Annotated in this window: 24 protein-coding genes and 2 pseudogenes; 12 read left to right on the top strand and 14 right to left on the bottom strand. The window is 59.8% G+C overall.

The genetic code is table 11. The annotated features are described in order from the left end of the window. Window positions 1–2 precede the first annotated feature (2 nt). The 4 genes and pseudogenes from obgE to lysA all read right to left on the bottom strand — a co-directional run bounded on the left by obgE (window position 3) and on the right by lysA (window position 4,503). Window positions 3–1,451, bottom strand: a complete 1,449-nt coding sequence (gene obgE / locus N675_RS12935; protein WP_081887116.1) for a GTPase ObgE — start codon at window positions 1,449–1,451, stop codon at window positions 3–5. A 70-nt stretch (window positions 1,452–1,521) separates the two neighbouring features. Further along, window positions 1,522–2,244: pseudogene (gene rpoD, locus N675_RS14785) on the bottom strand (RNA polymerase sigma factor RpoD); the annotation flags it as partial. Window positions 2,245–2,709: 465 nt separating this feature from the next. Further along, window positions 2,710–2,958: pseudogene (locus N675_RS14790) on the bottom strand (sigma-70 factor domain-containing protein); the annotation flags it as partial. Window positions 2,959–3,189: 231 nt separating this feature from the next. After that, entirely contained in the window at window positions 3,190–4,503 is a 1,314-nt protein-coding gene (lysA, locus tag N675_RS12945; RefSeq protein WP_081887118.1) for a diaminopimelate decarboxylase, read from the bottom strand. Window positions 4,504–4,690: 187 nt separating this feature from the next. Here lysA and N675_RS12950 point away from each other — a divergent pair, with 187 nt between their 5' ends. From N675_RS12950 to N675_RS12965, 4 genes are all read left to right on the top strand, one after another. Beyond that, a complete protein-coding gene (locus tag N675_RS12950; RefSeq protein WP_038040487.1) occupies window positions 4,691–6,634 on the top strand; it encodes an ABC-F family ATP-binding cassette domain-containing protein in 1,944 nt (647 codons plus the stop codon). Further along, on the top strand, window positions 6,631–7,266 hold the full coding sequence (gene coaE, locus N675_RS12955; RefSeq protein WP_038040489.1) for a dephospho-CoA kinase: 636 nt from the start codon (window positions 6,631–6,633) through the stop codon (window positions 7,264–7,266). The genes N675_RS12950 and coaE overlap by 4 nt, the downstream gene beginning before the upstream one ends. Before the next feature lie 45 nt (window positions 7,267–7,311). Beyond that, window positions 7,312–7,932: a DsbA family oxidoreductase gene (locus N675_RS12960; RefSeq protein WP_038040491.1), complete on the top strand. Its 621-nt coding sequence runs from the start codon at window positions 7,312–7,314 to the stop codon at window positions 7,930–7,932. Window positions 7,933–8,004: 72 nt separating this feature from the next. Further along, complete coding sequence (locus tag N675_RS12965; RefSeq protein ID WP_038040493.1) at window positions 8,005–9,159, top strand: site-2 protease family protein; 1,155 nt, start codon at window positions 8,005–8,007, stop codon at window positions 9,157–9,159. 190 nt (window positions 9,160–9,349) lie between these two features. Here N675_RS12965 and N675_RS12970 read toward each other — a convergent pair whose 3' ends face one another. Together N675_RS12970 and N675_RS12975 are read right to left on the bottom strand one after the other, a co-directional pair. Next, on the bottom strand, window positions 9,350–10,408 hold the full coding sequence (locus tag N675_RS12970) for a M42 family metallopeptidase (RefSeq protein WP_038040496.1): 1,059 nt from the start codon (window positions 10,406–10,408) through the stop codon (window positions 9,350–9,352). Between the two features lie 15 nt (window positions 10,409–10,423). Further along, entirely contained in the window at window positions 10,424–11,377 is a 954-nt protein-coding gene (locus N675_RS12975) for a phosphoglycerate dehydrogenase (RefSeq protein WP_038040499.1), read from the bottom strand. Window positions 11,378–11,534: 157 nt separating this feature from the next. Between N675_RS12975 and N675_RS12980 the strand changes: the two genes are divergently transcribed. After that, window positions 11,535–11,795, top strand: a complete 261-nt coding sequence (locus N675_RS12980) for a YggT family protein (protein ID WP_038040501.1) — start codon at window positions 11,535–11,537, stop codon at window positions 11,793–11,795. Here N675_RS12980 and N675_RS12985 read toward each other — a convergent pair. Genes N675_RS12985 through N675_RS12995 form a run of 3 tightly spaced genes read right to left on the bottom strand, consistent with a single transcriptional unit; the run spans window position 11,792 to window position 15,033 of the window. Beyond that, entirely contained in the window at window positions 11,792–12,901 is a 1,110-nt protein-coding gene (locus N675_RS12985; protein ID WP_038040503.1) for a DUF917 domain-containing protein, read from the bottom strand. The genes N675_RS12980 and N675_RS12985 overlap by 4 nt on opposite strands. Beyond that, window positions 12,901–14,445, bottom strand: a complete 1,545-nt coding sequence (locus tag N675_RS12990) for a hydantoinase/oxoprolinase N-terminal domain-containing protein (protein ID WP_038040504.1) — start codon at window positions 14,443–14,445, stop codon at window positions 12,901–12,903. Before N675_RS12990 ends, N675_RS12985 begins: the two co-directional genes overlap by 1 nt. A gap of 24 nt (window positions 14,446–14,469) precedes the next feature. After that, entirely contained in the window at window positions 14,470–15,033 is a 564-nt protein-coding gene (locus tag N675_RS12995) for a hypothetical protein (RefSeq protein WP_038040506.1), read from the bottom strand. 107 nt (window positions 15,034–15,140) lie between these two features. Between N675_RS12995 and N675_RS13000 the strand changes: the two genes are divergently transcribed. Beyond that, window positions 15,141–15,368, top strand: a complete 228-nt coding sequence (locus N675_RS13000; protein ID WP_038040507.1) for a DUF951 domain-containing protein — start codon at window positions 15,141–15,143, stop codon at window positions 15,366–15,368. Continuing rightward, complete coding sequence (locus N675_RS13005; protein ID WP_038040510.1) at window positions 15,365–16,714, top strand: MFS transporter; 1,350 nt, start codon at window positions 15,365–15,367, stop codon at window positions 16,712–16,714. The genes N675_RS13000 and N675_RS13005 overlap by 4 nt, the downstream gene beginning before the upstream one ends. On the opposite strand, the gene N675_RS13010 is transcribed toward N675_RS13005, so the two are convergent. The 5 genes from N675_RS13010 to N675_RS13030 are packed head-to-tail and all read right to left on the bottom strand — an operon-like array spanning window position 16,711 to window position 21,593. Next, the gene (locus tag N675_RS13010) at window positions 16,711–17,028 is read right to left on the bottom strand and encodes a DUF5808 domain-containing protein (RefSeq protein WP_038040511.1); all 318 of its coding nucleotides are present in this window, start codon (window positions 17,026–17,028) and stop codon (window positions 16,711–16,713) included. The genes N675_RS13005 and N675_RS13010 overlap by 4 nt on opposite strands. A gap of 60 nt (window positions 17,029–17,088) precedes the next feature. After that, window positions 17,089–17,754 (bottom strand): protein-L-isoaspartate(D-aspartate) O-methyltransferase, encoded by a 666-nt coding sequence (locus N675_RS13015; protein ID WP_038040513.1) that lies wholly within the window; start codon window positions 17,752–17,754, stop codon window positions 17,089–17,091. 30 nt (window positions 17,755–17,784) lie between these two features. Beyond that, entirely contained in the window at window positions 17,785–18,681 is an 897-nt protein-coding gene (gene nikC, locus N675_RS13020; protein ID WP_081887119.1) for a nickel transporter permease, read from the bottom strand. 12 nt (window positions 18,682–18,693) lie between these two features. Continuing rightward, window positions 18,694–19,710, bottom strand: coding sequence for an ABC transporter permease (locus tag N675_RS13025; RefSeq protein ID WP_038040514.1), 1,017 nt, complete (start codon window positions 19,708–19,710; stop codon window positions 18,694–18,696). A 17-nt stretch (window positions 19,711–19,727) separates the two neighbouring features. Beyond that, on the bottom strand, window positions 19,728–21,593 hold the full coding sequence (locus N675_RS13030) for an ABC transporter substrate-binding protein (protein ID WP_051914751.1): 1,866 nt from the start codon (window positions 21,591–21,593) through the stop codon (window positions 19,728–19,730). A gap of 164 nt (window positions 21,594–21,757) precedes the next feature. Between N675_RS13030 and rny the strand changes: the two genes are divergently transcribed. From rny to ispF, 5 genes are all read left to right on the top strand, one after another. Further along, window positions 21,758–23,290: a ribonuclease Y gene (gene rny / locus N675_RS13040; RefSeq protein ID WP_038040519.1), complete on the top strand. Its 1,533-nt coding sequence runs from the start codon at window positions 21,758–21,760 to the stop codon at window positions 23,288–23,290. Window positions 23,291–23,542: 252 nt separating this feature from the next. Then, on the top strand, window positions 23,543–23,935 hold the full coding sequence (locus N675_RS14760; RefSeq protein ID WP_081887120.1) for a stage V sporulation protein S: 393 nt from the start codon (window positions 23,543–23,545) through the stop codon (window positions 23,933–23,935). A 145-nt stretch (window positions 23,936–24,080) separates the two neighbouring features. Beyond that, window positions 24,081–25,220 carry a PIN/TRAM domain-containing protein gene (locus N675_RS13050; RefSeq protein WP_051914752.1) on the top strand — a complete coding sequence of 380 codons (1,140 nt, stop codon included), beginning with the start codon at window positions 24,081–24,083 and terminating at the stop codon, window positions 25,218–25,220. Continuing rightward, window positions 25,217–25,921 carry a 2-C-methyl-D-erythritol 4-phosphate cytidylyltransferase gene (gene ispD, locus N675_RS13055; RefSeq protein ID WP_038040520.1) on the top strand — a complete coding sequence of 235 codons (705 nt, stop codon included), beginning with the start codon at window positions 25,217–25,219 and terminating at the stop codon, window positions 25,919–25,921. Before N675_RS13050 ends, ispD begins: the two co-directional genes overlap by 4 nt. Beyond that, window positions 25,909–26,400 carry a 2-C-methyl-D-erythritol 2,4-cyclodiphosphate synthase gene (gene ispF, locus N675_RS13060; protein WP_038040521.1) on the top strand — a complete coding sequence of 164 codons (492 nt, stop codon included), beginning with the start codon at window positions 25,909–25,911 and terminating at the stop codon, window positions 26,398–26,400. The genes ispD and ispF overlap by 13 nt, the downstream gene beginning before the upstream one ends. Window positions 26,401–26,405: the final 5 nt, after the last annotated feature.

The following is a 26,405-nucleotide window of genomic DNA, read 5'->3' on the forward strand; positions in this document are numbered from 1 at the left end:
CGTTACTGGGTATCCTCGTGCAGATCAGCTTCAGGCGATTCGTCCACTCCAGTCTCCCACGCAGATTCATCGTCTGAGCCAGCACGGCGTGCAGCCCGCGCCGCCAAGCGCTCACGCTTCGTCCGCCGGCGATGCTGCAACTGGCGTTCAGCTTCCAGTGCCGCTTCGTCCCAGACAAGTTCATGCTCAGCAATATGCACCACATCACCGGGCTGAATGCCAAGCTGCTCAAGCCGGTGCGCAATACCCCATTTCTTCAGCATCGCCTGATAGCGTTCAGCAGCCTCGGGATTACTGAAGTCAGTCATGTGGGTGAGGCGTTCAATCCGGCGACCACGGACGACGAAGTGATGCGCGGAGATACGTTCAGCCTCCCATGCCTCCGGCCGCTCGGCAGTCAAGGTGTACACACGCCGCTGTGGCACGCGCTCCGCCTCGGGTCGTGGCAAACGCTGCAGCGTCCACCAGAGATGGTGCAACAACTCGCCAACGCCTTGGCCAGTTGCAGCTGAGATCGCAAAGACGTCGTATCCACGGGCCATCAACGCTTCGCGCAAGCGCGGAAGCTGTTCCTGTGCTTCTGGCAGATCGAGCTTGTTGATCGCAACAACTTGTGGCTTGCCGGCAAGGACTGGTGAGTAGGCGGCAAGTTCCGCATTGACGACCTCAAAGTCCTGGAGCGGGTCACGTCCCTCAAGGCCTCCCGATCCATCAATGACATGGACAAGCAAGCGTGTACGCTCGATGTGCCGCAGGAACGTGAAACCAAGGCCAGCACCGCGCGAAGCCCCTTCGATTAAGCCGGGCAGGTCGGCCATGACGAAGCTACCGCCGTCACGCCCTGGGATCGAAACCACGCCAAGTACCGGCTCAAGGGTGGTGAAAGGATAATCGGCAATCTTTGGACGAGCTGCGCTTGATGCGGCCAGTAACGTTGACTTGCCAGCATTGGGCAAGCCGATGAGGCCAACATCGGCCAGGAGTTTCAACTCCAGACGCAGCCAGCGCGCCTCACCTGGCTCTCCTTTTTCGGCAAACCGTGGTGTTTGGCGGGTAGGGGTGGCAAAGTGCTGGTTGCCACGTCCGCCGATGCCACCACGCGCAACACACAGTGTCTCCCCGGGCTCAACCAGGTCACCGATGAGCCCTCCTGTCTCGTCATCGTAGACGACTGTCCCCGGTGGAACAGGGATATAGAGATCAGCGCCGTTGCGACCAGTCTGATTCTTGCCACGCCCTGGTTCGCCATTTTCTGCGTGATAGTGCTGCTGATAGGTAAATGGCAGCAGCGTATTGAGCGAGGGATCAACGCGGAGATAGACACTCCCCCCTCGGCCGCCGTCTCCGCCGTCTGGGCCACCACGAGGAACGTACTTCTCACGGCGGAAGCTGACAGCGCCGCTTCCTCCATTGCCAGCTTTGACAAAAATCCGTGCCGTGTCGTACAGCATGAACACCCCTTAGACAGGACGCACCATGTGCGTCGTTTTCGCATCTCATCAATGATACGGGATGACATGGCTATTCGAGGAAGTCGCGCAAGAGTCGACTGCGTGACGGGTGCCGCAGCTTTCGTAACGCTTTGGCCTCAATCTGCCGGATGCGCTCACGCGTCACGCCGAAGGCACGACCAACTTCTTCAAGCGTGTGGATACGGCCATCATCAAGTCCAAACCGCAATTCGAGCACGCGACGCTCACGCTCGTTCAGGGTGCTTAGTACTTCCTGCAAGTGCTGGCGCAAGAGCGTGAGCGCCGCGGCCTCAGGCGGTGTGAGCACGCGCTCGTCTTCGATGAATTCTCCAAGTGTAGCATCCTCTTCCTGCCCGACCGGCATTTCAAGCGAGACCGGTTCTTGCGCCGCCTGCAGCAGATCGCGGACACGTTCAACGGGCATGCCAGCAACCGTAGCAAGCTCGAGCGTTGTTGGCTCACGGCCAAGCTCTTGCGCAAGCTGGCGCGAGAGGCGAGACAGCCGGTTCATCGTCTCGATCAGATGCACCGGGATGCGGATAGTGCGTGCCTGGTCAGCAATCGCTCGAGTAATCGACTGTCGAATCCACCAGGTAGCATACGTCGAAAACTTGAAGCCCTTATGTGATTGGAATTTCTCAACAGCGCGGATCAAGCCGAGATTGCCTTCCTGGATTAAGTCAAGGAGGCTCAGCCCGCGGCCGAGATAGCGCTTGGCGATACTGACAACAAGCCGCAGGTTCGACTCGGTGAGCTGGCGGCGAGCGCGTTCACCATGCTGGTGAATGACTTGCCAATGTCGGTGCAATGCTACAGCTGGGGGAAAGGGCGGCAGAGACGGCGGCGTCTGGGAGATGAGCGCGGCGGGGGTAATAGCGCGCTGCCAATCCTGCGGCAAGAGGAGGAACGTCAAGCGACAACAGCGTATGCGTTCCTCAAAGTCGGTTGGGGACAGCTTCCACCGTGCGGCGCAGTGGGCGACAACCTCCGCTGGAATCCACGTAAATGGGAAGAGATGCCGGAAGACCTCTTCCGGCGATGTGATTGCATACTCTGGTGATACCGCATCAAGCAAGGAGCGAACGAGCGGCCACGCGTTCCAAAACTGCTCCCAGAGCATTGTAAGCACGCGTTCCGACACGACGGCATGCTGTGCCTGCCGACAAGTCGCTTCAACGGCGAGTAAGTGTGCGCGCAATTCCACAGCAAGAGCGAGTGCCAACTCTTGCTCTGCCGTTAGGAGGGGATAATGGCCAATTTCCATGAGATAGAGACGAACGGGATCGTCGGCGACGAGCGACATCAACTCATCGTCGGCCCAGACTTCGGCGGCATCATCGAGTTCGGCAAGCGCCTCAGGGCGGCCGAGCGCGTCCTCAACTTCTTCAATCATGACGCCGCTCGCTGCCAGTTGCCCGAGGAGCACATCGAGCTCGCTTGCTGAAATCTGTGAGCTGAGTTGCAGCAACTGATCACGCGAAAGCATCCCCCCCTGTAATGCCGCCTCAGCAAGTGCCTCGACGGTCAAAGGGTGGTTATCTCGTTGCGGTTGAGCGAATGCTGCGCGTGACGTTTGGGCATCACGTCGTTGCTGCTTGACCTTGGCCACCGTCTCCTCTCCACTCGGTCGACCAACGCACGGGCCTTCATCTGGCGGCAGAGCCAGTCATACTACGCCACGCGGAAGTCTTCAAGAGTTTGACAAAGATTGATCGGGTTATGCAAGAGGGTCACGGCGGAGAATGTCGTCAAATGTTTCACGCCGCTGCCAAAGCACCCACGCGCCATCTTGCACAGCAACGACCGCTGGCCGCAGCGCACCATTGTAATTGCTCGCCATGGCAAGGCAATATGCGCCAGTGGAGGGAACAGCGAGAAGATCGCCCGGTTTGACTGGCGGCAATGGCAGATCGCGGATAAGCACGTCGCCCGATTCACAGTACTTGCCGACGATTGTGACGATCTGTTCGCCCTCCCCTTCGCGATTGGCCAATGTCGCCGTGTAGCGCGCTCCATAGAGCGCAGGGCGAATGTTGTCGGCCATGCCACCATCAACACTGACATAGCAACGAACACCTGGTATCTGCTTGATAGCGCCAACACGATAGAGCGCGACACCCGCCTGCGCAATGAGCGAGCGGCCAGGCTCGAGCGCGAGCGCGGGTAGGGGAAGCCCTCGCCGCTTCCAATTCTCGGCAACTGCGCGGACAATCTCCCTGACGGCCGCAGTTATGTCGACTGATGGATCGTCAGGCATTGCTGGCACCCCGATCCCACCACCTGGGCTGATCACGTTCGGCACAACGCCGTGCTGCGCAGCCATTGCCTGCGCAAAATCCGCAAGCCGCTCAATCGCCACACGATACGGTTCACTGGTGAAAAGCTGGGAGCCGAGATGGACATGATAGCCAACAAGTCTGAGTGCCGGCTGGTCCAACACCGCTGCAACGGTCTGGGCCGCTGCACCGGTTGCAATCGGCAAGCCAAATTTGGAGTCGAGCTGGCCGGTACGACGATAGGCATGCGTATCGGTTTCAACCCCAGGGTTGAGCCGCACCATCACAGACAGCGGTTGTGGGGCATCAGCCCAGAGCTGTCCAAGGAGCTCAACTTCGGCTTGGTGGTCGATGACGACGATCCCAATGCCACGCTGTCGAGCAAAGCGGAGTTCCTCTTCCGTCTTGTTGTTTCCATGGAACACAAGGCGCTCAGCAGGGAAGCTAGCAGCATAGGCGATGGCAAGCTCACCACCTGAAACGACATCAAGCCAGAGACCCTGAGCAGCGAAGTGACGCAGCAAACCAACGCACAGGAACGCTTTCCCCGCATAGACAAGTCGGGTTTCTGCTGGATAACTGCGTAAGCTGTCGCGATACCGCTGCACGTGCATATCAATCGTGGCAAGGTCAAAGATATAGAGCGGCGTGCCATGCTCAGCAGCAAGCGCTGGCAGGGACACACCACCGATGACAAGATGGCCATCCACGTGACGTGCCGTGGTTATCGGCCAAATCTCCTGGAATTCAGCCACTGGTTTGCCTTTCTACTCTCGTCTGCCCGCTTCACCATCGCCCGTGCGAAGCAGGGCGATTATAGTGGATGACGCTACCCACGAGAGAGCAAACTCGCTACGCTTAGCGCACTGCCACAGTTGGGGCAGGAATACGGTCAGCCACGCTTGTGTCGATAATATCCGAGTACTGGCGAAGGAAAACAATATGGCGACGCCGCTTCTGCATGTCGAGGGGATAAGCAAACAGTTTGGGGCATACGAGGTTTTCCACGACGTTACATTGACTGTGCACGACGGCGACCGCCTTGGCTTGGTAGGGCCGAATGGCGCAGGGAAGAGCACGCTACTTGCGATCCTCGCTGGTCAGCTGGAACCCGATGCGGGGGCGATCATTCGCCGTCGTGGACTGCGGATCGGCTATCTGCCACAGCTACCAGACTTTGCTGGTGCGCTGACGGTGCGGCAGGCCGCTGAGCAAGCCGTTGCGGCAGTCCAGGAACTGCATGACGAGCTTGAAGCCGTTGCTGCAGCACTGGCAACCGCGCACGATGAGACATATACTGAGCTTGCCATGCGCTTTGACGAGCTGAGCCGGCGGTTCGAAGCAGCCGGGGGCTTTGAACTCGAACGACAGATTCAGGAAGTCTTAGCCAACCTTGGATTCCCTCAGGCAATGTGGGAAACCCCTGTCGACCACCTGAGTGGCGGCCAGCGAACGCGACTGGCGCTTGCGTGCACCCTCTTGGCCGCTCCAGATTTGCTCCTCCTCGACGAGCCAACAAACCACCTTGACCTCGCTATGCTCACCTGGCTAGACCGTTTCCTTGCGCAGTGGCCTGGTGCGTTCGTCCTTGTCTCACACGACCGCTACACGCTCGATCGCGTTACAACCGAGACCCTGGCGCTTGAGCAAGGCACTATCACGCGCTATTCTGGCAATTACTCCCAGTACGTCGCGCTACGAGCCGAGCGCATTAAGCAGCAACAGGCAGCGTACGAGGCCCAGCAGGCCGAAATCGCCAAGCTTGAAGCCTTTATTCAGCGATATCGAGCGGGGCAACGCGCCCGTGAGGCTCGCGGCCGAGCGAAACGGCTAGCCCGGATCGAACGCATCGAACCCCCACGCGAAGCGCCACGATTGCGACTTCAACTCGAAGAGCAGTACCGGAGTGGCCAGATTGTGCTCGAAAGTAGCCCGCTCACGATTGGCTATATCAGCACAGGAGAACCGCGCGTCTTGCTCCGTACTCCACCGCTTGTAGTGCAACGCGGCGAACGGATTGCACTGCTCGGCCCGAATGGCTCAGGCAAAACCAGCTTGCTCCGCACACTCGTCGGAGAGATTCGGCCGCTTCAGGGGGAAATCCGCTTCGGCTATCATGTCGCCCCGGCCTACTTTGCCCAACAGTGGACCGTGGACGACCCAGAGGAAACGGTGCTCGACTTGCTCTGCCGCCGTCTTACGCTTTCGCCGGACGAAGCACGAGCGCTCGCAGCCGCCTTTCTTTTCCGAGGCGACGATGTCTTCAAGCCGGTGGGCGTGCTCAGTGGAGGAGAACGCAGTCGACTTGCACTTGCCTTGCTCGTCGAGACGCGAGCCAATGCCCTCCTCCTCGACGAGCCGACCAATCACCTTGACCTACCGAGTCGAGAAGCGCTTGAAACCGTGTTGGACGAGTTTCCTGGCACGCTCATCTTCGCTTCCCACGATCGCTATCTCATTGACCGGCTTGCAACCAAACTCTGGCTGATCGAGAACGGAACGGTGCGCATCGTCCTGGGCAACTACTCGACATTGCTTGAACAAGGAGCACTGTCGCTAACGCCAGCGCCTGCCGGATCACCTCGCACTGTGGCGAGCACTGCGGCGTCAACGTCGCGGCCGAGCGCTCGGCCACCCACCCCGTCAGCGCGTTCGCCACGGGAGCGTGCCAGAGCATTGCGGAATGCCGAAGAACGCATCCTTGCACTTGAAGCACAGCTTGAGCACCTCGCCGACGCACTCGCCGAGGCAAGCGCTCGTCAGAATGTAGAGGAGTTGCAAGAGCTCCAACGTGCCTACGAGCGCACCGAAACAGCGCTCCACGATGCCTACGCACACTGGGAAGCATTGCTTGAGGAAGACGAAGGGCAGGATAGCGCTCGATGAGCAAGCAGCAACGGCCGTATCGCATTGGATTAACTGGCAACATCGCGTGTGGGAAGTCGTTGGTTCTCCGCATGCTTGCGGAACTCGGAGCCGATGTGATCGATGCTGACCAGGTGTCGCGTGAGGTTACAGCGCCGGGAGAACCGGCCCTGGAAGCAATCCGCGAAGCCTTCGGCTCGAGTGTCTTTCGAGCCGACGGCACACTCGATCGTCGAGCACTCGGTGCCGTGGTGTTCCGTGATCCAGAGCAACTCCGCCGGCTGGAAGCCATCCTCCACCCACGGATTGCTGAGCGCATTCGCCGATGGATTGCTGCAAGCGACAAGCCCGTGGTGGTTATCGACGCAATCAAGTTGTTCGAGTCCAGCTTAGCCGCTGAATGTGACGAGACGTGGGTCGTCACCTGTCATCCCGAGCAGCAGCTTGCCCGGCTCATGGCCCGTGACGGATTCACCCGAGAAGAGGCACTACTGCGCATTCACGCCCAGCCACCACAGGAAGAGAAAGTGCGTCGTGCAACGCGGGTGATCGACAACAGTGGGACAATCGAAGAGACGCGGCGTCAGGTCTTAGCAGCCTGGCACGATGTCTGCCAGCGTCTAGCCGCACGATCCGGGACGGTAGGGGAATAGCCCCCCACACCAGGGCGTTTGGCTAGGTGAGAAAGGGGAGCGAGGATGGCACAATGGCATGACGTGCAGGTCTGGTTCGATTATCTCTGCCCCTACGTCTATCGGGCGTCAATGCTCCTGCTCTGGCTTCAGGAACACTATGATCCGTCGCTTGTCGTGCACTGGCGCTACTTCTCCCTTGAACAGGTAAACCAGAGATTTGGCCCGGATTGGAAGCTTTGGGAGCAGCCCGACGATGTTCCAAGCCGCACCCGGCTTGCGTGGAAGGGGGCAGAAGCGGCTCGGCAACAAGGCGATGAAGCGTTCCGGCGCTTCCACCGCGCGCTGCTCCGCCTTCGCCACGAAGAGCGGCGTGACTTAGCCGATCCCGAAACGATTTTTGAAGCAGCCCGGCGAGCGGAACTCGATCTCGACGCGTTCGACCGCGCCTTCAAGCAGGCAACGCTTGCCGCGCTCGCACGTGACCATGAAGAGGGAGTCCAGCACTACGGCGTCTTCGGTACGCCAACGCTCGTCTTCCCAAATGGGCGAGCAGCGTACCTGCGGTTGAGCACCTTGCCCGAAGAGGCCAAGCGGGGCGCGCTCTGGGAGCAACTCGTGGAGATGATTGCCAATACGCCGGAAGTCGATGAGATCAAACGGCCAACGCCGCCACAGCCTGCTTGATGCACACTGTCCCGGCCAGACGTGGAATACTCTCAAGTGAGACGCTGGTTTTGCGGGCAGTTGAGGGGTACCGTGGAAGCATCACTCCGTCTTGGACGCATTCGTGGCATTGAGATCGGCATCCACTACACGTGGCTGATCGCCTTCGCCCTGCTGGCGTACTCGCTTGCTGCGGGCGTGTTTCCCCTTTGGTATCCCGATTGGACACCAGGGCTCTATTGGAGCATCGGCGCGATCTCGAGCCTTCTCCTCTTCGCCTCCGTACTCGCCCACGAGCTTGGCCACTCACTGGTTGCCCAGGCACGCGGCATTCGTGTCGTGCGCATTGTGCTCTTCATTTTTGGCGGCGTTGCGCAAATTGCGGACGAGCCGCGCCGCGCCTCCGATGAGTTTGCCATCGCCATCGCAGGCCCGCTTGTCAGCTTCGTGATCGGCATCCTTGGGCTACTAAGCTGGCCATTGGTCAATCCGGTCAGCGAGCCTGCCGGAGCGATTCTCCATTATCTGGGATACGCAAACTTGCTTCTTGTGGCTTTTAACCTGATCCCCGCCTATCCGCTCGACGGTGGGCGCGTCCTGCGGGCCATCTTGTGGGGGGCACTTGGCAGCATTTACCGCGGTACCCGGATTGCATCACGCATCGGCATTGGCATTGGCTTTCTCTTCATCGCCATCGGCATTTTCCTTGCGTTCCGAGCCCCCTTGCAAGGGATTTGGCTGGTGGCCATCGGCTGGTTTCTCCAAAACGCTGCCCAGCAGGCCTATCAACAGCTCTTGGTACGACGCTGGTTCGAGGGCATTACGGTTGGTCGCGTGATGGCACCAGCACCATGGGCGATCGAGCCAGACCGAACGATTGACGAACTGGTCGATGCGCTCCTGCGTTACAACACGCGCAGTTTCCCGGTCGTTGAGGACGGCCGCCTTGTCGGTATTGTCACGATTACGGACGTCAGCCACGCTCCTCGTGATGAATGGGCGACCCGTCAGGTGCGTGACCTCATGACACCGTGGGAGCGCCTGATCGTGGCCACGCCCGATACCGACCTCGAGACTGTGCTCGAGGCGATGGTCGAACGCGATATTCACCAGGTGCCAGTTGTGCAAGGGCATACGCTGATCGGCTGGCTGACCCGCAACGCTGTCCTGCATTTCTTACAACTCCGACGGCAACTCGATAACTGGGAACAGCTCGACCGCGAGCGCTCGCCGTTCGCGCGCCCGTAACACGCTTGGTCAAGGCCATCCCGCACTGCAGCAGGATGGTGAGGAACAGGATCATCGAGCGAGGGCAATTGGGCTTAGCACGCCCTCGCTCTCCGACAATGTGCAGTCAGCCTCTCCAACTGAGAAACGCTGGGCGTGCACCGGGCAATGTCATAGAGCGATACGCTCGGTGCACGCCCAGCTCGCGTGGTTAGCGGCGAGTCAGATCAGGGTTGGGGCCAAGATCGCGAACAAACTGGGCCACCAGGCGGATCGCGCGATCGACATCATCGAGGCTAATAAGCTCGTTGGGCGAATGCATATAGCGGTTAGGGATCGAGACAAGCCCACAAGGGATGCCCGCACGCGCTGGGGCAATCGCGTCCGCATCGGTGCCAGTGCGCGCTGGCGCAGCTGACAGGGCAACCGGGATATCAAGGGCGGCAGCGGCGGCCTGTAGTCGAGCGAAGACTCCCGGATGCACCATCGAACCACGGTCGAGCACTGGGCCACCGCCGATGCGTACATCGCCACCGCCACGCTTGTCGGCCTCGGGATGATCTGTCGCATGGGTGACATCAAAAATGACGGCAACTGTCGGCTTCAGCGCAAAGGCACTGGTGCGAGCCCCCAGGAAGCTGATCTCCTCCTGGACCGCAGCAACTGCGTAGATATCGGCTGCCGGCCGATCATGGCTCAGCGCCCGTAAGACTTCGAGCGCGATAAACGCACCAATGCGATTATCAATTCCACGGGCGACCAGCCGATTGTTGAGCAGCGATACTGGTGGCTGCTCGATCACAATCGGATCGCCAATGGTAACCAGGGAACGCGCCTCTGAGCCGTCTCGCGCGCCGATATCGATCCACAGGTCTTTGATACGACTGGCCCGGCCTTTGTCCTCTTCGCTGAGCAGATGGGCGGGCTTTCGCCCAATGACACCAATGACTGGGCCGCTCTTCGTCAGAATGCGCACACGCTGGCCCGTCAAAATCTGGTCGTCCCACCCACCGATTGCGCGGAACCAAATGTAGCCCTGATCGTCGATATATGAAACCATGAGCCCGATCTCGTCGATGTGCCCCTCGACGATAACGACTGGGCCGTCGCCGCGCAATCGCGCAATGCTGTTACCATTGTGGTCTACGAGCACCTCATCGGCGAAGCTTTCGGCTTCAGCACGCCACACCCGGGCTGCCGGCTCCTCAAAGCCTGAGGGGCTTGGGGCTTCAAGGAGCCGAAGCAGAAAACTTCGCTGCCGCTCTTCCATACGATCCCTTCCCCTCTAGTTCACCTGGCAATGCGGCGGTAGCCCGTTCAACACATTGCACACGTTGGTAATCGCCAGGAACAACGTACGCTCACGGGCTTCTTCGGTCGAGCCGCCGATATGCGGCGTCATTATCACATTCTCAAACTCGACGAATGGATTCTCGGTCAGCGGCTCGACTTCGAACACGTCTAAGCCTGCGCCTGCAATCTTGCCGGCGCGCAGTGCCTCGACCAACGCACTCTGCTTGACAACTGGGCCACGCGCGAGGTTGATCAGGAAGGCGGACGGCTTCATCAAGCTGAGCGTCTCTTCGTTGATGAGGTAGTGTGTTTGCGGCGTGAGCGGCACGTGAATTGAGACGAAATCCGACTCCTGAAGTAAGCGCTCGAGCGGCACATAGTCAATGCCGTGGGCAGCGGCAAATGGGATGTCCCAGGCAATATCGTAGGCCAGGACGCGCATGCTGAGGGCACGGCCAAGCACACCAAGCGTCTTGCCAGCCCGACCAAGACCAATGATGCCAAGCGTCTTCCCGAACAACTCGGTGCCAAAGAGTGGCTGCCACTGGCCACGACGCAGTGCGCGATCCGCCTCGCCAATGCGGCGAGCAAGGGCAAACATCATGCCTAAGGCAAGCTCGGCAACCGAGCGGTTGTTGCATCCTGCGCAGATGCAGACGGCGATACCACGGCGGGTTGCTTCGTCGATGTCGATGTGATTGTAGCCGACGCCAGACGTGCTAATGACTTTGAGCCGGTTTGCGCTGGCCAGGACGCGTGCAGTAATCGGCTCGATTCCGGTAATCAACCCGTCAACGTCTTTGACGAGTTCGACGAGCTGATCTTCCGTTAAGGGATATTCCACTGGCCGATCAACGAGATGACAACCATATCGCTCGAGCAAACGAGCGATCCGCTCATGGTCGCCTGCATACTTCCAGGGTAGCACCAGGACATCTTTCCCCATGGGCCTTTCCACTCCTTCCACATCATCAACGGCCCTTTTCACCCGCGCCATTCTACGCCGCATTGTGCGGTCATGCGACAACTGAGGACGAATTGACGTGGGTACCAGCGCATGTTAGCGTTAGCATGGGGAGTGTTGTTTGAGGAGTACGAACGACGTGACACAGCTGATCCAATTCCTGCTTGACCTTTTAATGATCTTGCAGTTGGCTATCGTGATCCGGGCAGTGCTGTCATGGTTTGATCCAACAGCGAGTAATCCCATTTCACGCTTTCTCGTGCAGCTGACCGAGCCACTCATCGCGCCAATTCGCCGTGTGCTTCCGCTTGTTGGCGGCGTGCTTGACCTTTCGCCACTTGTCGCGCTAATCCTGCTGCAACTCCTCCAACGTATGATCGTCGCAGCAGCAATGCGTTAGCGAAGGCGCTCAGCATGTTCCGCGCCATAAACGCCAGGTAACGGCTGGTAGACCACATCGGGGTAACCAAACGCCTGCGGGCCGACAACTGCGAGGGCTTCAGGCGTCCGCAGCGCGCGTGGGGCCGGAATGCCGAGTACCGCAACCCGCAACCCGTAGCGAAGCACCTCGGTGGTTACAGGCTCAGCCGTCAGCGCATCGACGATGCAGACGAGATCGGGAACAACGGCGACGACGTCCTGATCACGGCGCGCAATCAGGTACTCGTTCTGGAAATCAATCCGCAGATGGGTGCCGCGGTACTCATCGAGCCCTTCCAGCTCGACCCAGCCACGCGCGAAGCCGGCAACGAGTCGCCGCTGAACATCGATGATCTTGCCTCGGAAAAGCAGGTGTCCACCAGTCGTCTCGCACACTGCAGCAATTGGGTCAGCGTGCATGCGGCGGGCATCGAGAACAGCTTCGCCAATGGCTGCAGCAAAGGAAAGCGTATGCGGGATCGCGGTGGCGCGCGTTTGCGCCCCCGAAAGCATCGGAAACGCGTAGCCAGCAGCACCGCCCATCTGCACGGTAACCGCACGAGCGTAGCGTTCCAATGTCTTCGCATCACGAAGCCACGGGAAGACGACGACATTGTGGTAAATATCAGCGAGGGCAGCTGGTGTCGCGGGGATACCAGCGATGGCAAACGATTCCATCTGCAACTCAGGGAAGGCTCGGCCCATGCCATCGCCGTCAACCAGCGGTAGGCCAGCTAGGGCACTGACAACCATTGGGCGAAGGGCGTTTGCGCCGCCGATCTCGCCAGGGATCAGGTGCGTTGCGCGCTTTCCGGTATGAGCCTCAAGCGCGCGCAACGCGACAAGCCATTCATCGCCGCGCGGAATACGCTCAATACTGACCGTCGGTGCGCCCATGCCACCAACTGAGACGACAACGGCATCATCTGGCAACGCATCGAGTGCGATAACGGTGATCTGCGCACCCTGACGGAGCAGTCGCCGCACCTGCAATTTGCCGTAATAGGGATTGCCACCCCCTCCAGTACCGAGAATGCCAGCGCCGATCGCAATCGCCTCGATCCTGGCTTCGTCCACCTGCCACATCACGCTGCTCCTCGCAGATCACCAACCGCTTTCACCCGTATTCGAACGGCATTCGACGGTAAATACGCGAGCGGAATTTCCTCGAACTCAACAATCTCGATGGTCTCGCGAGCTGCACCTGCTGCGTACGCTGCTTTGATCGCTTCCTGACGCGCTTCAGCGAGCACCGTGTCGCGTGTCCTCCCCTCCAGGGAGAAGACACGGTCGACTTCGCCGCTCACCTGGGCAATTGCTGCACCAATCGCATTGGCGACCGCAGCATGCGGTGGGCGCACAATCGTCGAAGCGCCCGGCAGCGTATCGGGCACGAGGACACTGCCGCCTCCAACGACGATGACCGGCAGTGGATCAGGTTTCAGCTTCATGCGATCGACGAGTTCAGCAAACTGCTGGTCGATTCGCTCCACAAGGTGCTGCACAATTGCGGGATCAAGATCACGAACACGCGCAGGATCGCCAAAGCTGGCACGCCCAGCAGCGACGGCGATATCGCTGGCAGTCACGCACGTGCCACCGAAGATTCGCGCACACTCAACGAGACGATAGCCAACACTCTGTGGCCCGACGGTCAGCTGCTCCAAATGAACGATGCTGCCGCCGCCTAAGCCGATGCTCAGGACATCAGGCATACGGAAATTCGTGCGGACACCGCCGATCTCAACGGCAAACGAGGCTTCGCGCGGGAACCCGCGGACAAGTACACCGGCGTCCGTCGTCGTCCCACCGACATCAAGGACAATCGCGTCGTGCACACCGCTGAGAAACGCCGCGCCGCGCATACTGTTGGTTGGCCCCGAAGCAAAGGTAAGCACGGGATAGCGTGCGGCAAACTCGGCCGTCATGAGCGTGCCATCGTTCTGGCTTAAGTAGAGCGGAGCGCGGATGCCAAGACGCTCGAGTGCCTGCTGAAAGCCCGCAATGGTACGTTGGGCGAGCGAGACCAAGCACGCGTTGAGCGCAGCAGCATTTTCCCGCTCGAGCAAGCCAATCCGGCCAATCTCGTGCGAGAGGGTGATTGCAACGTCAGGGAGGGCATCTCGGAGCCACTGGGCAACGGTCCGCTCGTGGTCAGGCACTGCTGGCGAGAAGACACTGCTGATGGCAATGCTCCGAACGCCATGTGTTTGCAGCGCTGTAACGAGCGCAGTGACGGCATGAGGATCAAGCGGCGCAATTTCTGTCCCGTCAAACTGATGCCCACCGGGCAAGATCTCGACGAGAGCCGCTACCACCGCGCGAAGATCGTCAGGCCAGTCTTCCAGTGGCGGAATCGCGGTCGTTGCTGGGGCGCCAAGGCGGATGACTGCGATACGGTCAAGTGCTTGGCGCTGGACAACGGCGTTGGTGAAATGTGTTGTGCCAATCATCACAGCGTGAATGTCTTCGGGACTCGCCTGAAGTTGCTGGAGTACCGCCTGTAGCGCTTGCAAGATGCCGGTCGTTACATCCGGCGTCGTTGGCCGCTTCGCCCACGCGAGAACGGCGCGACCATCGAGTGCAACCGCGTCGGTGTTCGTTCCACCAACATCGATCCCGATCCGCATTCCATCTCCTTCACACACCGCGGGTCAACTACTGACGCGGGGAGTAAGCCACATGCTCACGAGTACCTGAACGAGCAGGACGATCAGGGCAAGCAGCCTGACGTTCGTCAGGGTAAAGGCTTCGAGTTCGCGTAACAAGAGGCAGCCGGCAAAAAAGAATGCCGTCAAATAGGCCACGGCGCGCGCCCGCAGCGCATCGTAGCGTTGCCCACGCCATGCGGCAATCCGTGAGCCAAAGACGAAGACTATCAAGGTGAGCAAGGAGGCAACAGCAACGGTCAACGAGACAAGAAAGACAACCAGGGCTGGGAGCCGTGGGGCACGTTGTGGATCAACAAACGCCAGGAGGTAGAGCAACATGCCCCAGCCAAGCATTGCTTCCCATTCAAGTAAGGCGATTTGGGCGAGCCGGGCCAGTGGGATGAACGTCAACGCTGGCGCGAGCACAAAGAGCGCGAGCGCAATGCCGCGCCCCGGCCACGTCATGACCTGTACGGCGGGATCACCGAGCACAATGGCGACGCCGACCCAGCTTGCAACAGCGAGCACCGTGATGATGAACGCGAGCGCAATCCGTCGGAAACGCATTGGCCCTCCCTGTGTCTGCTTCCCGTCCTGAACCAGGCCAAATGGTGTCCCGTACGCTGCGTATACTCAAGAGCTGAGGAGGAAGGAGCGACAGGACACTGAGCCAGATGAACGATCCAGAGATTCGCGTTGACGACATTGTCCGCCTGCGTAAGCCACATCCGTGCGGAGCAACCGACTGGGTGGTGGTGCGCATCGGTGCGGACATTGGCCTGCGCTGCCTTGGCTGTGGACGCCGTGTGCTGCTGCCGCGGCCATATTTTCGCCGTCGGCTTAAGGCTATTATCGGCCATATCTCGCCAGCGGCAGAAGCTGAGTCGTCGCATCCATCATGATTGAGCTTCATGCCCCACCAACCTCGACGTCTACGCCGGGCGCGACGCGTCAGCAGCCACTGCTTCGCCACCGGCCATTCCTGCTCCTTTGGCTTGTGCAGACCCTCTCCCAAACCAGCCAAAACATGGTGAACTTCTCCCTGCTCATTCTGGTCCGTGAGATTCTCGATCGCCATCAGGTTGTTCATGTCAACACGCCTGTCGGGCTCGCAGTGTTAAGTTTTGCGCTTCCGGCGTTATTTTTTAGCCCACTCGCTGGCGTCCTGGCCGACCGACTCAATCGGCGTACGCTGTTAATGGTGACCAATGCCCTGCGTGGACTCGCAGCCTTGGGGTTTCTGATCATTGATCCGCAGTGGCCGCTGGCAATCGCTCTTGGTGCACTGTATCTCATCACGTTCGTCTCGGGCGCTGTAGGGCAGTTCTTCGGGCCAGCACTCGCCTCGGCATTGCCAGACGTGGCCCCCCACAACCAGATTGTGCAGGCAAATGCGCTTTTCAACTTAACGTTCACCGTCTCGCAACTTGTAGGGTTCGCTGCGGCTGGGCCGGTACTCATCAAACTGCTGGGGGTAGAGCCGGTACTCGTCAGTATTGTGGCGTTGTTCAGTATCTGCGCCGTTCTCAGTTACTGGATTCCTGCTAAGCCGCCTGCTGAACCAATGACACTGCGCAACACGCAAGCGATCGCACGGCAGGTTTTCACCGACCTTGCCGAGAGCACACGCTACATCCTGCAAACAACCGAGGTGCGCAAAGCGCTGACCTACCTCTCACTTGCTACAGCGACCTATCTCATGGTCGCCGTGCTTGGCCCAGGCTATATCACGCTTACTTTGCATCTTCCCAGCACCGACCTCGCCTACCTCGTCGTTCCGGCAGGACTTGGCGTTGTGCTTGGCACGATTCTTGTACCGCGTGTCACAGCCCGTCTCGGGGCAATCCTGACGATTGACCTCGCGCTGACTCTTGGCGGGTTCTTGTTGATCGGCTTGGCTGTGCTCGGCAGCGTTGCCAGCGGCCAGCAGCACCCGAGTGCCACGGCCATCGTTATTGCAGCAGCGCTGGCCGGCCTGCTCGGCTGTGTGAACGGGTTGATCCTCGCGCCAAGCCAATCGCTGCTACAACTCGCTCCACCGGAACACATTCGCGGACGCGTCTACGCGGCGTTCTTCATGGTGTCCAATGGTTTGGCCTTCGTCCCGGTTTTCTTCTCTGGCGCGCTTGCCGACCTTTTCGGTATCACGAGGGTCCTCGGCGTGATTGGTCTTGGCCTCGGCATGATCGGCGGCTGGCAACTGGCGATCACAATTCGCGCGCTGCGTCACCACAGGTCGCAGCGTTAAACCGAAAGCACCCTGCGCGGCCGTACACGCTCTTGGAAGGTATTGACGATAGGCTGTACACGATGCCAGAGTTGGCAAAAGTTCACCGTCCAGCCAACACTCCACGCATGAGGAACGAAGAGACGTTCATCTTCGCAATTCCAGAGGCGCGCTCGCAGCCGCTCGACCGTCAACGGACGGAAATCATAGGGTACAAGGCCACCGACCCTGCCGTACCACGTACGTGCCTCCGGTGGCCGGCTGAGTTGGTCATACAGCGCCGCGCCGATGAGTCCGAGTACGCCCCATCTCGCCAGTTGGGCAAGCCTTCGCATCGCCGATCCCTCCCCGTTTACCTCTCGTGCTTCTCCCATGCTTAACTGTATCGCGTCTCCTCAGTCCTTGCCGATGTACCCGCCATCATTGATGCGCAGAGGAACGAACGCGACGGCACCGAGGCTCGTTCGCACAAGATGACCTTGTCGTCGTTCGAGCACGATCAGCTCCTGTCGCTGTCCCTGGCCAAGCGGTAACACGAGTCGGGCGCCATCGGCGTCGCGTAATTGCTCGAGGAGAGCTGGCGGAATAACCGGCGTGGCGGCGGTGACAAGGATGCGGTCGTACGGCGCTGCGGCCGGCCAGCCCTGTGAGCCATCGGCAACCTCGACGGTGACATTTTGGTAGCCTAGCTGGGCAAGCCGTTGCCGAGCCGCAATCGCCAGCACTGGATTGATCTCAACCGTGACGACCGAGCGAGCTAACCGGGCAAGAATAGCTGCTTGATAGCCTGAGCCAGTGCCAACTTCCAGTACATGTTCAGCCCCGGTCAAAGCCAGCGCTTGCGTCATCAAGCCGACCACAAGCGGTTGGGAAATTGTCTGGCCATCGCCAATCGGCAGGGCACGGTTCTCCCACGCCCGAGCACGCAACTCCACCGGCACAAATCGCTCGCGTGGGACAGCTGCGATAGCGAGAAGCACCTGTGGATCGCGGACGCCATTCTGGTGAAGTGTCCGCAGTAAGTGCGTAATCTGGTCATAGCGGGAAGGCACTGTTGCCATTGCATCCTGCTTTCCGCTGGGAGGGAAGAGTTACCGGCCACGGCGGCGCGGATCGAGCGCGTCACGGAGGCCATCACCCAGGAAGTTTAGCGCCATGACGACACTAAAGATGGCGAGGCCAGGAAAGGTTGCCATCCACCACTGGTCAAAGTGCCGTTGCCCTTCACGGATCATCGCGCCCCACTCCGGGTTAGGTGGTACGGCACCAAGTCCAATAAACGAGAGGCCAGCAGTCAGGACGATTGCAGCACCGACATCGAGCGTTGCCTTGACGACCAGTGGCGCCTGTGTGTTCGGCAGGATGTGCCGGAACAGAATGCGCCAGCGCGACGCCCCAAGCGCATAGGCAGCCAGGACATACTCCTGTTCCTTCGTCGCGAGCACCTGTCCACGCATGAGCCGTGCATATTCTGGCCAGAGCACAACGATGATAGCGATGAGGGCATTTTTCAGGCCTGGGCCCAGCGCAGCAGCGATAGCCATCGCGAGGACAATTGACGGGAAAGCGAGCACCATATCGGCCAGGCGCATGAGGATGTTATCCGTCCAACCACCTGCATCACCGGCAATTGCCCCGATCACCGACCCGATGACCAGCGCTCCCAAGACGGTCACGACACCTGCCGGGAGTGAAATCCGCGCACCGTAGAGGACCCGGCGGAAAATGTCACGCCCCAAGTCATCGGTCCCGAACCAATGTTCAGCATTTGGCGGGAGCAGCCGGGCACTGACATCGGTCTTGAGCGGATTGAACGGCACAATGAAGGTTACGGAGAGAGCGACCAGGATCCAGAATGCAAGAATGGCAAGGCCAATCATTGCACTGCGGTTACGGACCAGTGCGCGACAGAGCTGCCCAAGTGGCGTCTCACGAAACGGCCGCCGGGCCAACGACGTTGACGCAGCAGGCTGCACCGTTGTTGTCATCGTGCCCCTGCCCTATCCCACGCGAATACGTGGGTCAAGCACACCGTAGAGAATATCGGTGATCATGTTGACGACAACATAGACGACCGCGATTAAGAGCGTGACACCTAGCACGGCCGGGAGATCGAGGTTCGTCGCTGCTTGGACGGCATACCGCCCAATACCCGGCCACGCAAAAATCGTTTCAGTCAGGACTGCTCCAGCGAGCAGACTGCCAAAGGTCAAACCAACGACGGTAACCGTTGGAATCATGGCATTGCGCAATGCATGTCCGAGGACAACGCGTCGTTCACTCACGCCTTTGGCACGAGCTGTCCGAATGTAGTCGAGGCTGAGCACCTCGAGGAGCGAGGAACGGGTCATGCGCGCGATGATCCCCATTGCATAGCTGCCTAACACGATCCCGGGCAGGATCAAGTGGGCAAGGGCGTTAAAGAAGAGGTCGAGGCGCCCGGCAAGCAAGCTATCGATCGTATACAGCCCTGTACGGAATGGTGGGGCAGTGAGACGCGTATCGAGGCGTCCTGGGCCGGGCAGGATTCGCAATTGGGCGTAGAAGACCTGGAGCGCGATGAGCCCAAGCCAAAACACCGGCACCGACACACCGATGAGGGCGATGATACGCGCAAGATGATCGGCCAGCCGATCGCTCCAGACTGCCGAGATCACACCCAGTGCGATGCCAACCACAACGGCATAGAGCATCGCAGCCAGGGCGAGTTCGACGGTCGCCGGGAAAAAGAGGCGCAAGTCCGTGCCAACCGGCCGGCGCGTCGTATAGGACTCACCGAGGTCACCATGTAAGAGATTCCGGAGGTAGAGGAGATACTGCTCAGGCAACGGCCGGTCTAGTCCCCACCGGGTCCGGTACATTGCGACAATGTCCGGGTTGTTTGCGGCACGTTCCGGCAAGACCGCTGTCAAGGGGTCAGCGGGGATCAGGTGAGAGACCACAAAGGTAACCAGCGTCACCCCGATGAGCATCGGCACCGAGAGGAGCAGCCGTTTGACGATGAATTGCACGAGCATTCGTGCCGCAGCCCTCTCTAGCTGCTTTTCCGCACGAGTCCAAGCGGCACTTGCACCACTGGATCGAAAACGTAGCCCTGCACTGACTTGGCAACCGCCACTTGCGCCTTGGGCTGATAGAGGCAGATAAACGGTACATCCTGGTTAAGTAGTTGCTGGCCTTGAGCGTAGAGTTGGGCACGCTGCTTCGGGTCAGCCGTTTTGGCCGCCTGCTGGAAGAGCTGGGCAACTTGCGGGTTATTGTACGCAACCCGCTTAGCTGCAGCCTCACCCGGGACGCCGAAGGGAATCGCCCACCCGTGCGGATCGAGGAAGTCTGGCGTCCAGCCTGAGATCGTGCACTGGAGCTTCCCTGCACGATAATCGGCCAGTCGGACGTCGGGTGCACGAGGATCGAGCTTGACCTTGACGCCGATTTTGCTGAAGTCATCGGCTAGCTTGTTCGCAAGCGCCTCAGAGGAGACGCCACCGACTTCGGTACCACCGCTACTGAAGGTGAGTGTCAGCTCAAAGCCGTTGGCCAGCCCTGCCTGAGCAAGCAGTGCCTTGGCCTTATTCAGATCTTGTTTGTACTGATAGGGCATCGCTTCGTCTACGCCAAGAAGGCCAGCGGGGATCACCGACGGTGGACGCACGGCAGCACCGCGGAGCAGTTGGTTGATGATGCCGTCATAATCGATCGCATAGGCGAGTGCTTGCCGCACCCGTGGATCAGCAAGCTCTTTGCCGACTTCCTTGCTGGTATGCATCGCGAAATATTCGGTATCGAGCGTATCGCCGCGAATAATCTGCGCAGTGCCAGCCTTCTCCAGGCTCGCGATCATGTCAGGGTCGAGGTTATGGGCGGCATCAATGTCGCCGCTTTCGAGCTGCTGGCGCTGGGCCGTTGGATCCGTAACGTGGCGAATGATGATCTGATCGAACGCCGGCGGATCACCCCAGTAGTTCTGGTTGCGGACCATCACAATTTCGGTTTGCGGCGTCCACTTGGTCAGAATGTAAGGCCCGCTGCCGGCAGAGTTCTGGTCGAGCCAACTGGTCGCTGTGTCGCTCTTATCCGCACCTGGCTGGTCACTTCCGCCATGGGCTTTGACCACCTTACTATCAAGCACCGAGAAGTTTGGCGAAACCAGCATCGCAAGGAATGCGGCATTAGGCTCATTCAGCGTGATCTTGACCGTGTGATCATCAGGAGTATCGATCGACTTGATGATGTCAGCGAGCCACGACGGGTTGTCTTTCAGCACATGTAACCGTTGGAAGCTGAACGCAACATCGGCTGCAGTGAGCGAATTGCCGGAGGAGAATTTCACGCCATCTCGAAGCGTAAAGGTATAGGTGGTGACATCTTGAGCAATGTTGAATTCTTTGGCGAGTTCCGGATAGATCGTCTTAATATCCGGGGGCTTGATGTTGACCAGGCGCTGATAACATGCGCCAACCACGATGGGCGGAGTGAGCTCGTACTCGCGCGAGGGATCAAGATGGACGACGTCGGTGAGGCGCGCGATGACGAACGTGCCACCCCGTTTGCTCGCCGTACTGGCTGACTGACCAGCGGGCGTTGTCGCGGCAGGCTGCGAGGACGGCGTCGTTCCACCGGCTGACGAGGCCGGCGTCGACGCTGCATTCTTGCCTCCACCACACGCAGCGAGCAGGCCAGCCAGGCCAGCAACGCCAGCACCAAGCGCTGTGAGGCGCAGGAACTGCCGGCGAGACGCCGCCGCTTCCAACCACGATTGCTGCCCCTGCGTTCCCATTGTCTCCTCCTCAAGCGATACACCGCCGATTTCGCGCGTATCAAAGCACATGGCCACGAGAATGGCAAGAGAAATACGCCGCATTATGGCAACAGTGCGAGGTGCGCGCAGCAAGCGCTGCACGATGATGCTCCGCAACGTCGTCCAATTCTCCCATCTGCGTAAGACAGCCTGGTATCCTTAGGAAACGGGCAGCACTGCCCCTCCATGTGACCGCTTGGTCAGTCATTTTGCCCGCATGATTGTGGGCTCGAACCTTACCAACTGAGAGAGAGGTGATCTGTGTGATGGGAACGATTATCGTCGCATTCATCGTTGCTGTCCTTGCGGCGGCAGCCGCTGCTGTTGGCACGTACTACTACCTGCAGCATGCGTCTCGATCGCGCCTTCGCGCAACGGCAAGTGAAGTCCAGCGCCTCATTGAGGATGCCGAAGCCCGTCAGCGACAAATTCTGCTTGAGGCGAAAGACGCAGCGCTCAAGTTGCGTGAGGAGCTTGAGCATGAATACCAGCAGCGACGACGTGAAGTCGAGCGGCTCGAACACCGCTTGCAGGCCAAGGAAGAGCAGCTCGACCGTCGGATTGAAGCGCTGGAACGGCGTGAACGCAAGATCCAGGCACGCGAGAAGGAACTGGAAGAGCAGGAAGCACGCCTCACGCAACTTGAGCAAGCAAAGCTGCAAGAGCTGCAGCGCGTTGCCCAACTGACACTGGAAGAAGCACGCGAACTGGTTATCCAACAGGCCAGCGAGGAGGCGCGCGAAGCGATCAATCGCCAAGTGCGTGACATTGAACAAGAAATTAAGGAATCAGCGCGGCAGCGTGCGCAGATGATCCTCGCGACAACGATCCAGCGGATTGCGTCCGAGTACGTTGCGGAGAATACCGTGGCTGTCGTCCCGTTGCCGAACGACGAGATGAAGGGCCGCATCATTGGGCGTGAAGGGCGCAATATCCGCGCGCTTGAGCAAGCCACCGGCGTCGACTTGATCGTTGACGATACGCCTGAGGCTGTCACCGTCTCATCGTTTGATCCGGTTCGACGTGAAATTGCCCGGCGCGCTTTGTTGAAACTGGTGCAAGACGGGCGCATCCACCCGGCGCGCATCGAAGAGGTCGTTGAGAAGACCCGACAAGAAGTCGAGCAGATCATCATCGAAGAAGGGGAGCGGGCCGCAATGGAGGCAAATGTCCAGGGCCTGCATCCCGACTTGATTAAGTTGCTTGGTCGGCTCTACTTCCGGACAAGCTATGGCCAGAACGTGCTCCAGCACTCAATTGAGGTCTCGCTCATTGCCGGAGCACTGGCCGCTGAGCTTGGTGCTGATGTGAACGTAGCAAAGACCGCTGGCCTACTCCACGATATTGGCAAAGCGGTTGACCATGAAGTGGAAGGACCACACGCGCTCATCGGTGCCGACATTGCACGTCGCCTTGGGCGTTCAGCCAAGATTGTGCATGCCATCGCTGCCCATCACGGCGAAGAAGAGCCGAAGACCGTCGAAGCGTGGATTGTTGCCGCTGCAGACGCGATCAGCGGCGCACGTCCCGGCGCTCGGCGCGAGATGCTTGAGGCATACATCAAGCGGCTCGAAGCGCTCGAGGGTGTTGCGACATCGTTTAAGGGTGTCCAGAAGGCCTATGCGATCCAGGCAGGCCGCGAGGTGCGCATCCTCGTCAAGCCTGATCAAATCGATGACTATGGCGCGATCAAGCTCGCGCGTGACGTGGTCAAGAAGATTCAGGACACGCTTGATTATCCTGGACAGATCAAGGTGACGGTAATCCGCGAGACCCGAGCGATCGAGTACGCACGGTAGCGCGCCGCTGATGGACGGCAGCATGTGTAAACAACATGTTGACGCCCAGCGCACCCTGTGGTAACCAATACAGCGGAGAGGGGCCAGGCACGGAACGGTGCCTGGCACGCTCTTGGAGAAGGCCGGTTGTGGCAGGAGGTAGACGGAGAGGAGCGGCAATTCGAGGACAGACTGCAGGATTCACACTGCACGATTGCGGCACTCGCATGTGCATATTGCGTGGCAGCATAGATGCCTTTATGGAGGGTTCGAATGGAGCGCTTCTTTAGTAAACTTGACCTGCGCGATATCAAAATTGGTACGGACGCGAGCTTCCCGCCCGATGAGGGATCGCAGGCAACCCGGCAGGAACAGGGTGGAGTTGCCAAGCAGCCGGCGCGGCGAAGCGAGATTCTGAAGGTGTCAGCGCGCTCACGGCCGAGCGCTGTCGCCGGCGCGATTGCTGGCGTGGTGCGCGAGTGCGGCCGTGCAGAAGTGCAGGCAATTGGGGCCGGCGCAGCCAATCAGGCCGTGAAGGCTGTCGCAATCGCGCGGGGTTACCTCCTGGAGAGCGGCATTGACGCCGTCTGCCTGCCATCGTTTATCAACGTTACTATCAACAACGAGGATCGCACGGCGATCCGGTTGATCGTTGAGCCACGGTAGCCCAACCGGCGCGTTGTCTCCGACTGTTGATAACGCTCCCCGAAAAGAATTCGGGGAGCGTTTTTGTCTCCCACAGCACGCTTGGGCAGTAACTGCGGTACACTCCCATCAAGGGTGAGCAGTCGGGTGGTAGCAGGGAGCCTGCATGCGTGATGACGGCATAACGCCGCCTGAGTCTCTACCACGTACGTCTTCAGAACACGACCGGCGGGTATCGGACCGGAAGGCCCGACAGGAGCGAGCCAATACTCCGCTTGGCCGTCTGTTACGCTATCTCGGGCTTGTTCTTGGTCTACTCATTGGCTGGGCAATCGGGGCTGCGCTCGATCAGCTCAACGCGATGCAACACCCTGGTCCCTACACGGTGATGGCTGCTGCAGCCCTCGGTGCACTGGGCTTCCTCACCACGCCCTATATTGTCTTCTGGCTGTTTGACCGGCTGAGTGCCACCGTCCGCCGTGTCACCATCGGTGACTTCGCAGCCTTGATCGTGGGCCTCCTGATTGGTGGCGTACTCTCAGCACTGCTCGCCTGGCCGCTCTCGTTGCTGCCAAGCCCTGCTGGCTCGCTCGCCCCGACAGTCGTCGCAGTGGTCTTGACGACTGTTGCCGCAACGGCGACCGTCGTCAAACGCGACGAGTTGCTGGCCCTCTTCCAACGAGGCACGGTGGCAGCCCAAGACGCGCCAATTATCGTTGATACGAGCGCGCTGATCGATGGGCGCATTCGTGACCTGCTGCGGCTTGGCTTTCTCCAGGGCCCGCTGCTTGTGCCCCAATCCGTCATCTACGAGCTGCAACAGCTCGCTGACGCCGGTGACGCACAACGGCAGACAAAGGGCAAGCGCGGCCTTGACTTGCTTCGACAACTGCAGCAAGACCCTTCGATCACTGTGGTCGTCGATGCAACACCGCCAACCGGTGAATCAGCCGACCACATCCTGCTTGAGCTGGCCCGAACGCACCAAGGTCGACTCTTCACCTGCGACCATGCGCTCACTGAAGTCGCACGCCTTGCTGGTATTCCTGTGCTCAACCTGTACGCCCTTGAACGAGCCCTTCGGCCGCCAGTCCGGCCAGGTGACACGCTCACCTTGAAGGTGCTGGGAGAGGGACGGGAAGCTGGACAAGGCATTGGCTATCTTGACGACGGAACGTTGGTCGTGATTGAGGCTGGCGCCCAATACATTGGCTCACAGGTGACCGTGACCATTCAACGCATGCTCCAGACCAACAGTGGCCGGCTGGTCTTTGCCCAACCAGTGGCCAAGGAGGAACAAGGATGACCGCCGGGCTGGTGCTCGTGGCAGCCGGTCGGAGCACCAGAATGCAGGAGCTCGACAAACTCCTCATTCCGCTCTGCGGCCGCCCCGCGATCACCTGGGTGCTCGATGCCCTTGCGGCAACGCCCGGACTGGCCGAACTGGTCATTGTTGTTAACGCGGAGAACCAAGAGGCGATCCGCACGCACGTCAATGAGGCTCACCTCAGCATACCGGTCACGTTGTGCCTCGGCGGCGAAACCCGCGCAGCATCGGTCCACGCTGGCGTACGCCATCTCTCCCCAACAATCGAGTTCGTCCTCATCCACGATGCTGCCCGCCCTCTTGTGACGCCCGCGCTCTTCACCCAGGCCATGCAGGCGGCGACCGTGTACGGCGCGGTTCTGCCAGTCGTGCCAGTGCACGATACGATCAAGCAGGTCGACCCGCAGGGGCGGGTCATGGCGACACTCCCCCGCCACCAACTCGTCGCTGCGCAAACGCCCCAGTGCTTTCGTCGCGATTGGCTTGAAGCGGCATACGCCCGTGTTCCGCTTGACAGCCCGGAAATTACTGATGAGGCAGCACTGCTCGAAAAAGCGGGATTTCCTGTCCAAACCATCCCGGGTTCGCCTGAGAACTTCAAGCTCACAACGCCAGTCGACCTGGCAACGGCAGAAGCCGTACTACGGTTACGGCAGAAAGGACGACAATGTTCCGCGTAGGCATCGGGTATGATGTCCATCCGTTCGCCCCAGGTCGACGGCTGGTGCTCGGCGGGATTGAGTTGCCGGGTACGCAAGGGTTAGCCGGCCACTCGGACGCTGATGTCATCGCGCACGCGATTGGTGACGCGTTGCTCGGCGCGGCTGGCTTGGGAGATCTTGGCACACATTTTCCACCAAGCGATCCACAATGGAAGGACTGCTCAAGCCTTCTCCTGCTGCAGCGGATTAGTGCGCTGCTCCAGCAGGACGGTTGGCAGATCGTCAACATTGATGTGACATTCATCGGCGAGCAGCCACGCCTGGCACCGCACCGCCAGGCAATGCAGGAACGGCTTGCCGCTGCGCTTGAGATTGCGCCGCACCAGGTTAGCATCAAGGCAACGACAAACGAGCGCCTCGGGTTTATTGGGCGAGGCGAAGGCGCTGCTGCGCTCGCCGTTGCGCTGATCACACGCCCAGACATTGAACAACCATGAGGGGA

Origin of the sequence: Thermorudis peleae (assembly GCF_000744775.1) — a bacterium.
GTDB lineage: Bacteria > Chloroflexota > Chloroflexia > Thermomicrobiales > Thermomicrobiaceae > Thermorudis > Thermorudis peleae.

Bases quoted from the DNA above. Each gene is read 5' to 3' on its own strand.
- rny (WP_038040519.1), top strand. From the start codon at position 21,758: ATGGGAACGATTATCGTCGCATTCATCGTTGCTGTCCTTGCGGCGGCA.
- N675_RS13015 (WP_038040513.1), bottom strand. From the start codon at position 17,754: ATGGCAACAGTGCCTTCCCGCTATGACCAGATTACGCACTTACTGCGG.
- N675_RS12975 (WP_038040499.1), bottom strand. From the start codon at position 11,377: ATGGGGAAAGATGTCCTGGTGCTACCCTGGAAGTATGCAGGCGACCAT.
- N675_RS13025 (WP_038040514.1), bottom strand. From the start codon at position 19,710: ATGCTCGTGCAATTCATCGTCAAACGGCTGCTCCTCTCGGTGCCGATG.
- N675_RS12950 (WP_038040487.1), top strand. From the start codon at position 4,691: ATGGCGACGCCGCTTCTGCATGTCGAGGGGATAAGCAAACAGTTTGGG.
- N675_RS13000 (WP_038040507.1), top strand. From the start codon at position 15,141: ATGAACGATCCAGAGATTCGCGTTGACGACATTGTCCGCCTGCGTAAG.
- N675_RS12985 (WP_038040503.1), bottom strand. From the start codon at position 12,901: ATGTGGCAGGTGGACGAAGCCAGGATCGAGGCGATTGCGATCGGCGCT.
- N675_RS13005 (WP_038040510.1), top strand. From the start codon at position 15,365: ATGATTGAGCTTCATGCCCCACCAACCTCGACGTCTACGCCGGGCGCG.
- N675_RS12990 (WP_038040504.1), bottom strand. From the start codon at position 14,445: ATGCGGATCGGGATCGATGTTGGTGGAACGAACACCGACGCGGTTGCA.
- N675_RS12960 (WP_038040491.1), top strand. From the start codon at position 7,312: ATGGCACAATGGCATGACGTGCAGGTCTGGTTCGATTATCTCTGCCCC.
- ispF (WP_038040521.1), top strand. From the start codon at position 25,909: ATGTTCCGCGTAGGCATCGGGTATGATGTCCATCCGTTCGCCCCAGGT.
- N675_RS13010 (WP_038040511.1), bottom strand. From the start codon at position 17,028: ATGCGAAGGCTTGCCCAACTGGCGAGATGGGGCGTACTCGGACTCATC.
- nikC (WP_081887119.1), bottom strand. From the start codon at position 18,681: ATGACAACAACGGTGCAGCCTGCTGCGTCAACGTCGTTGGCCCGGCGG.
- N675_RS12995 (WP_038040506.1), bottom strand. From the start codon at position 15,033: ATGCGTTTCCGACGGATTGCGCTCGCGTTCATCATCACGGTGCTCGCT.
- coaE (WP_038040489.1), top strand. From the start codon at position 6,631: ATGAGCAAGCAGCAACGGCCGTATCGCATTGGATTAACTGGCAACATC.
- ispD (WP_038040520.1), top strand. From the start codon at position 25,217: ATGACCGCCGGGCTGGTGCTCGTGGCAGCCGGTCGGAGCACCAGAATG.
- N675_RS14760 (WP_081887120.1), top strand. From the start codon at position 23,543: ATGGAGCGCTTCTTTAGTAAACTTGACCTGCGCGATATCAAAATTGGT.
- obgE (WP_081887116.1), bottom strand. From the start codon at position 1,451: ATGCTGTACGACACGGCACGGATTTTTGTCAAAGCTGGCAATGGAGGA.
- N675_RS12970 (WP_038040496.1), bottom strand. From the start codon at position 10,408: ATGGAAGAGCGGCAGCGAAGTTTTCTGCTTCGGCTCCTTGAAGCCCCA.
- N675_RS13050 (WP_051914752.1), top strand. From the start codon at position 24,081: ATGCGTGATGACGGCATAACGCCGCCTGAGTCTCTACCACGTACGTCT.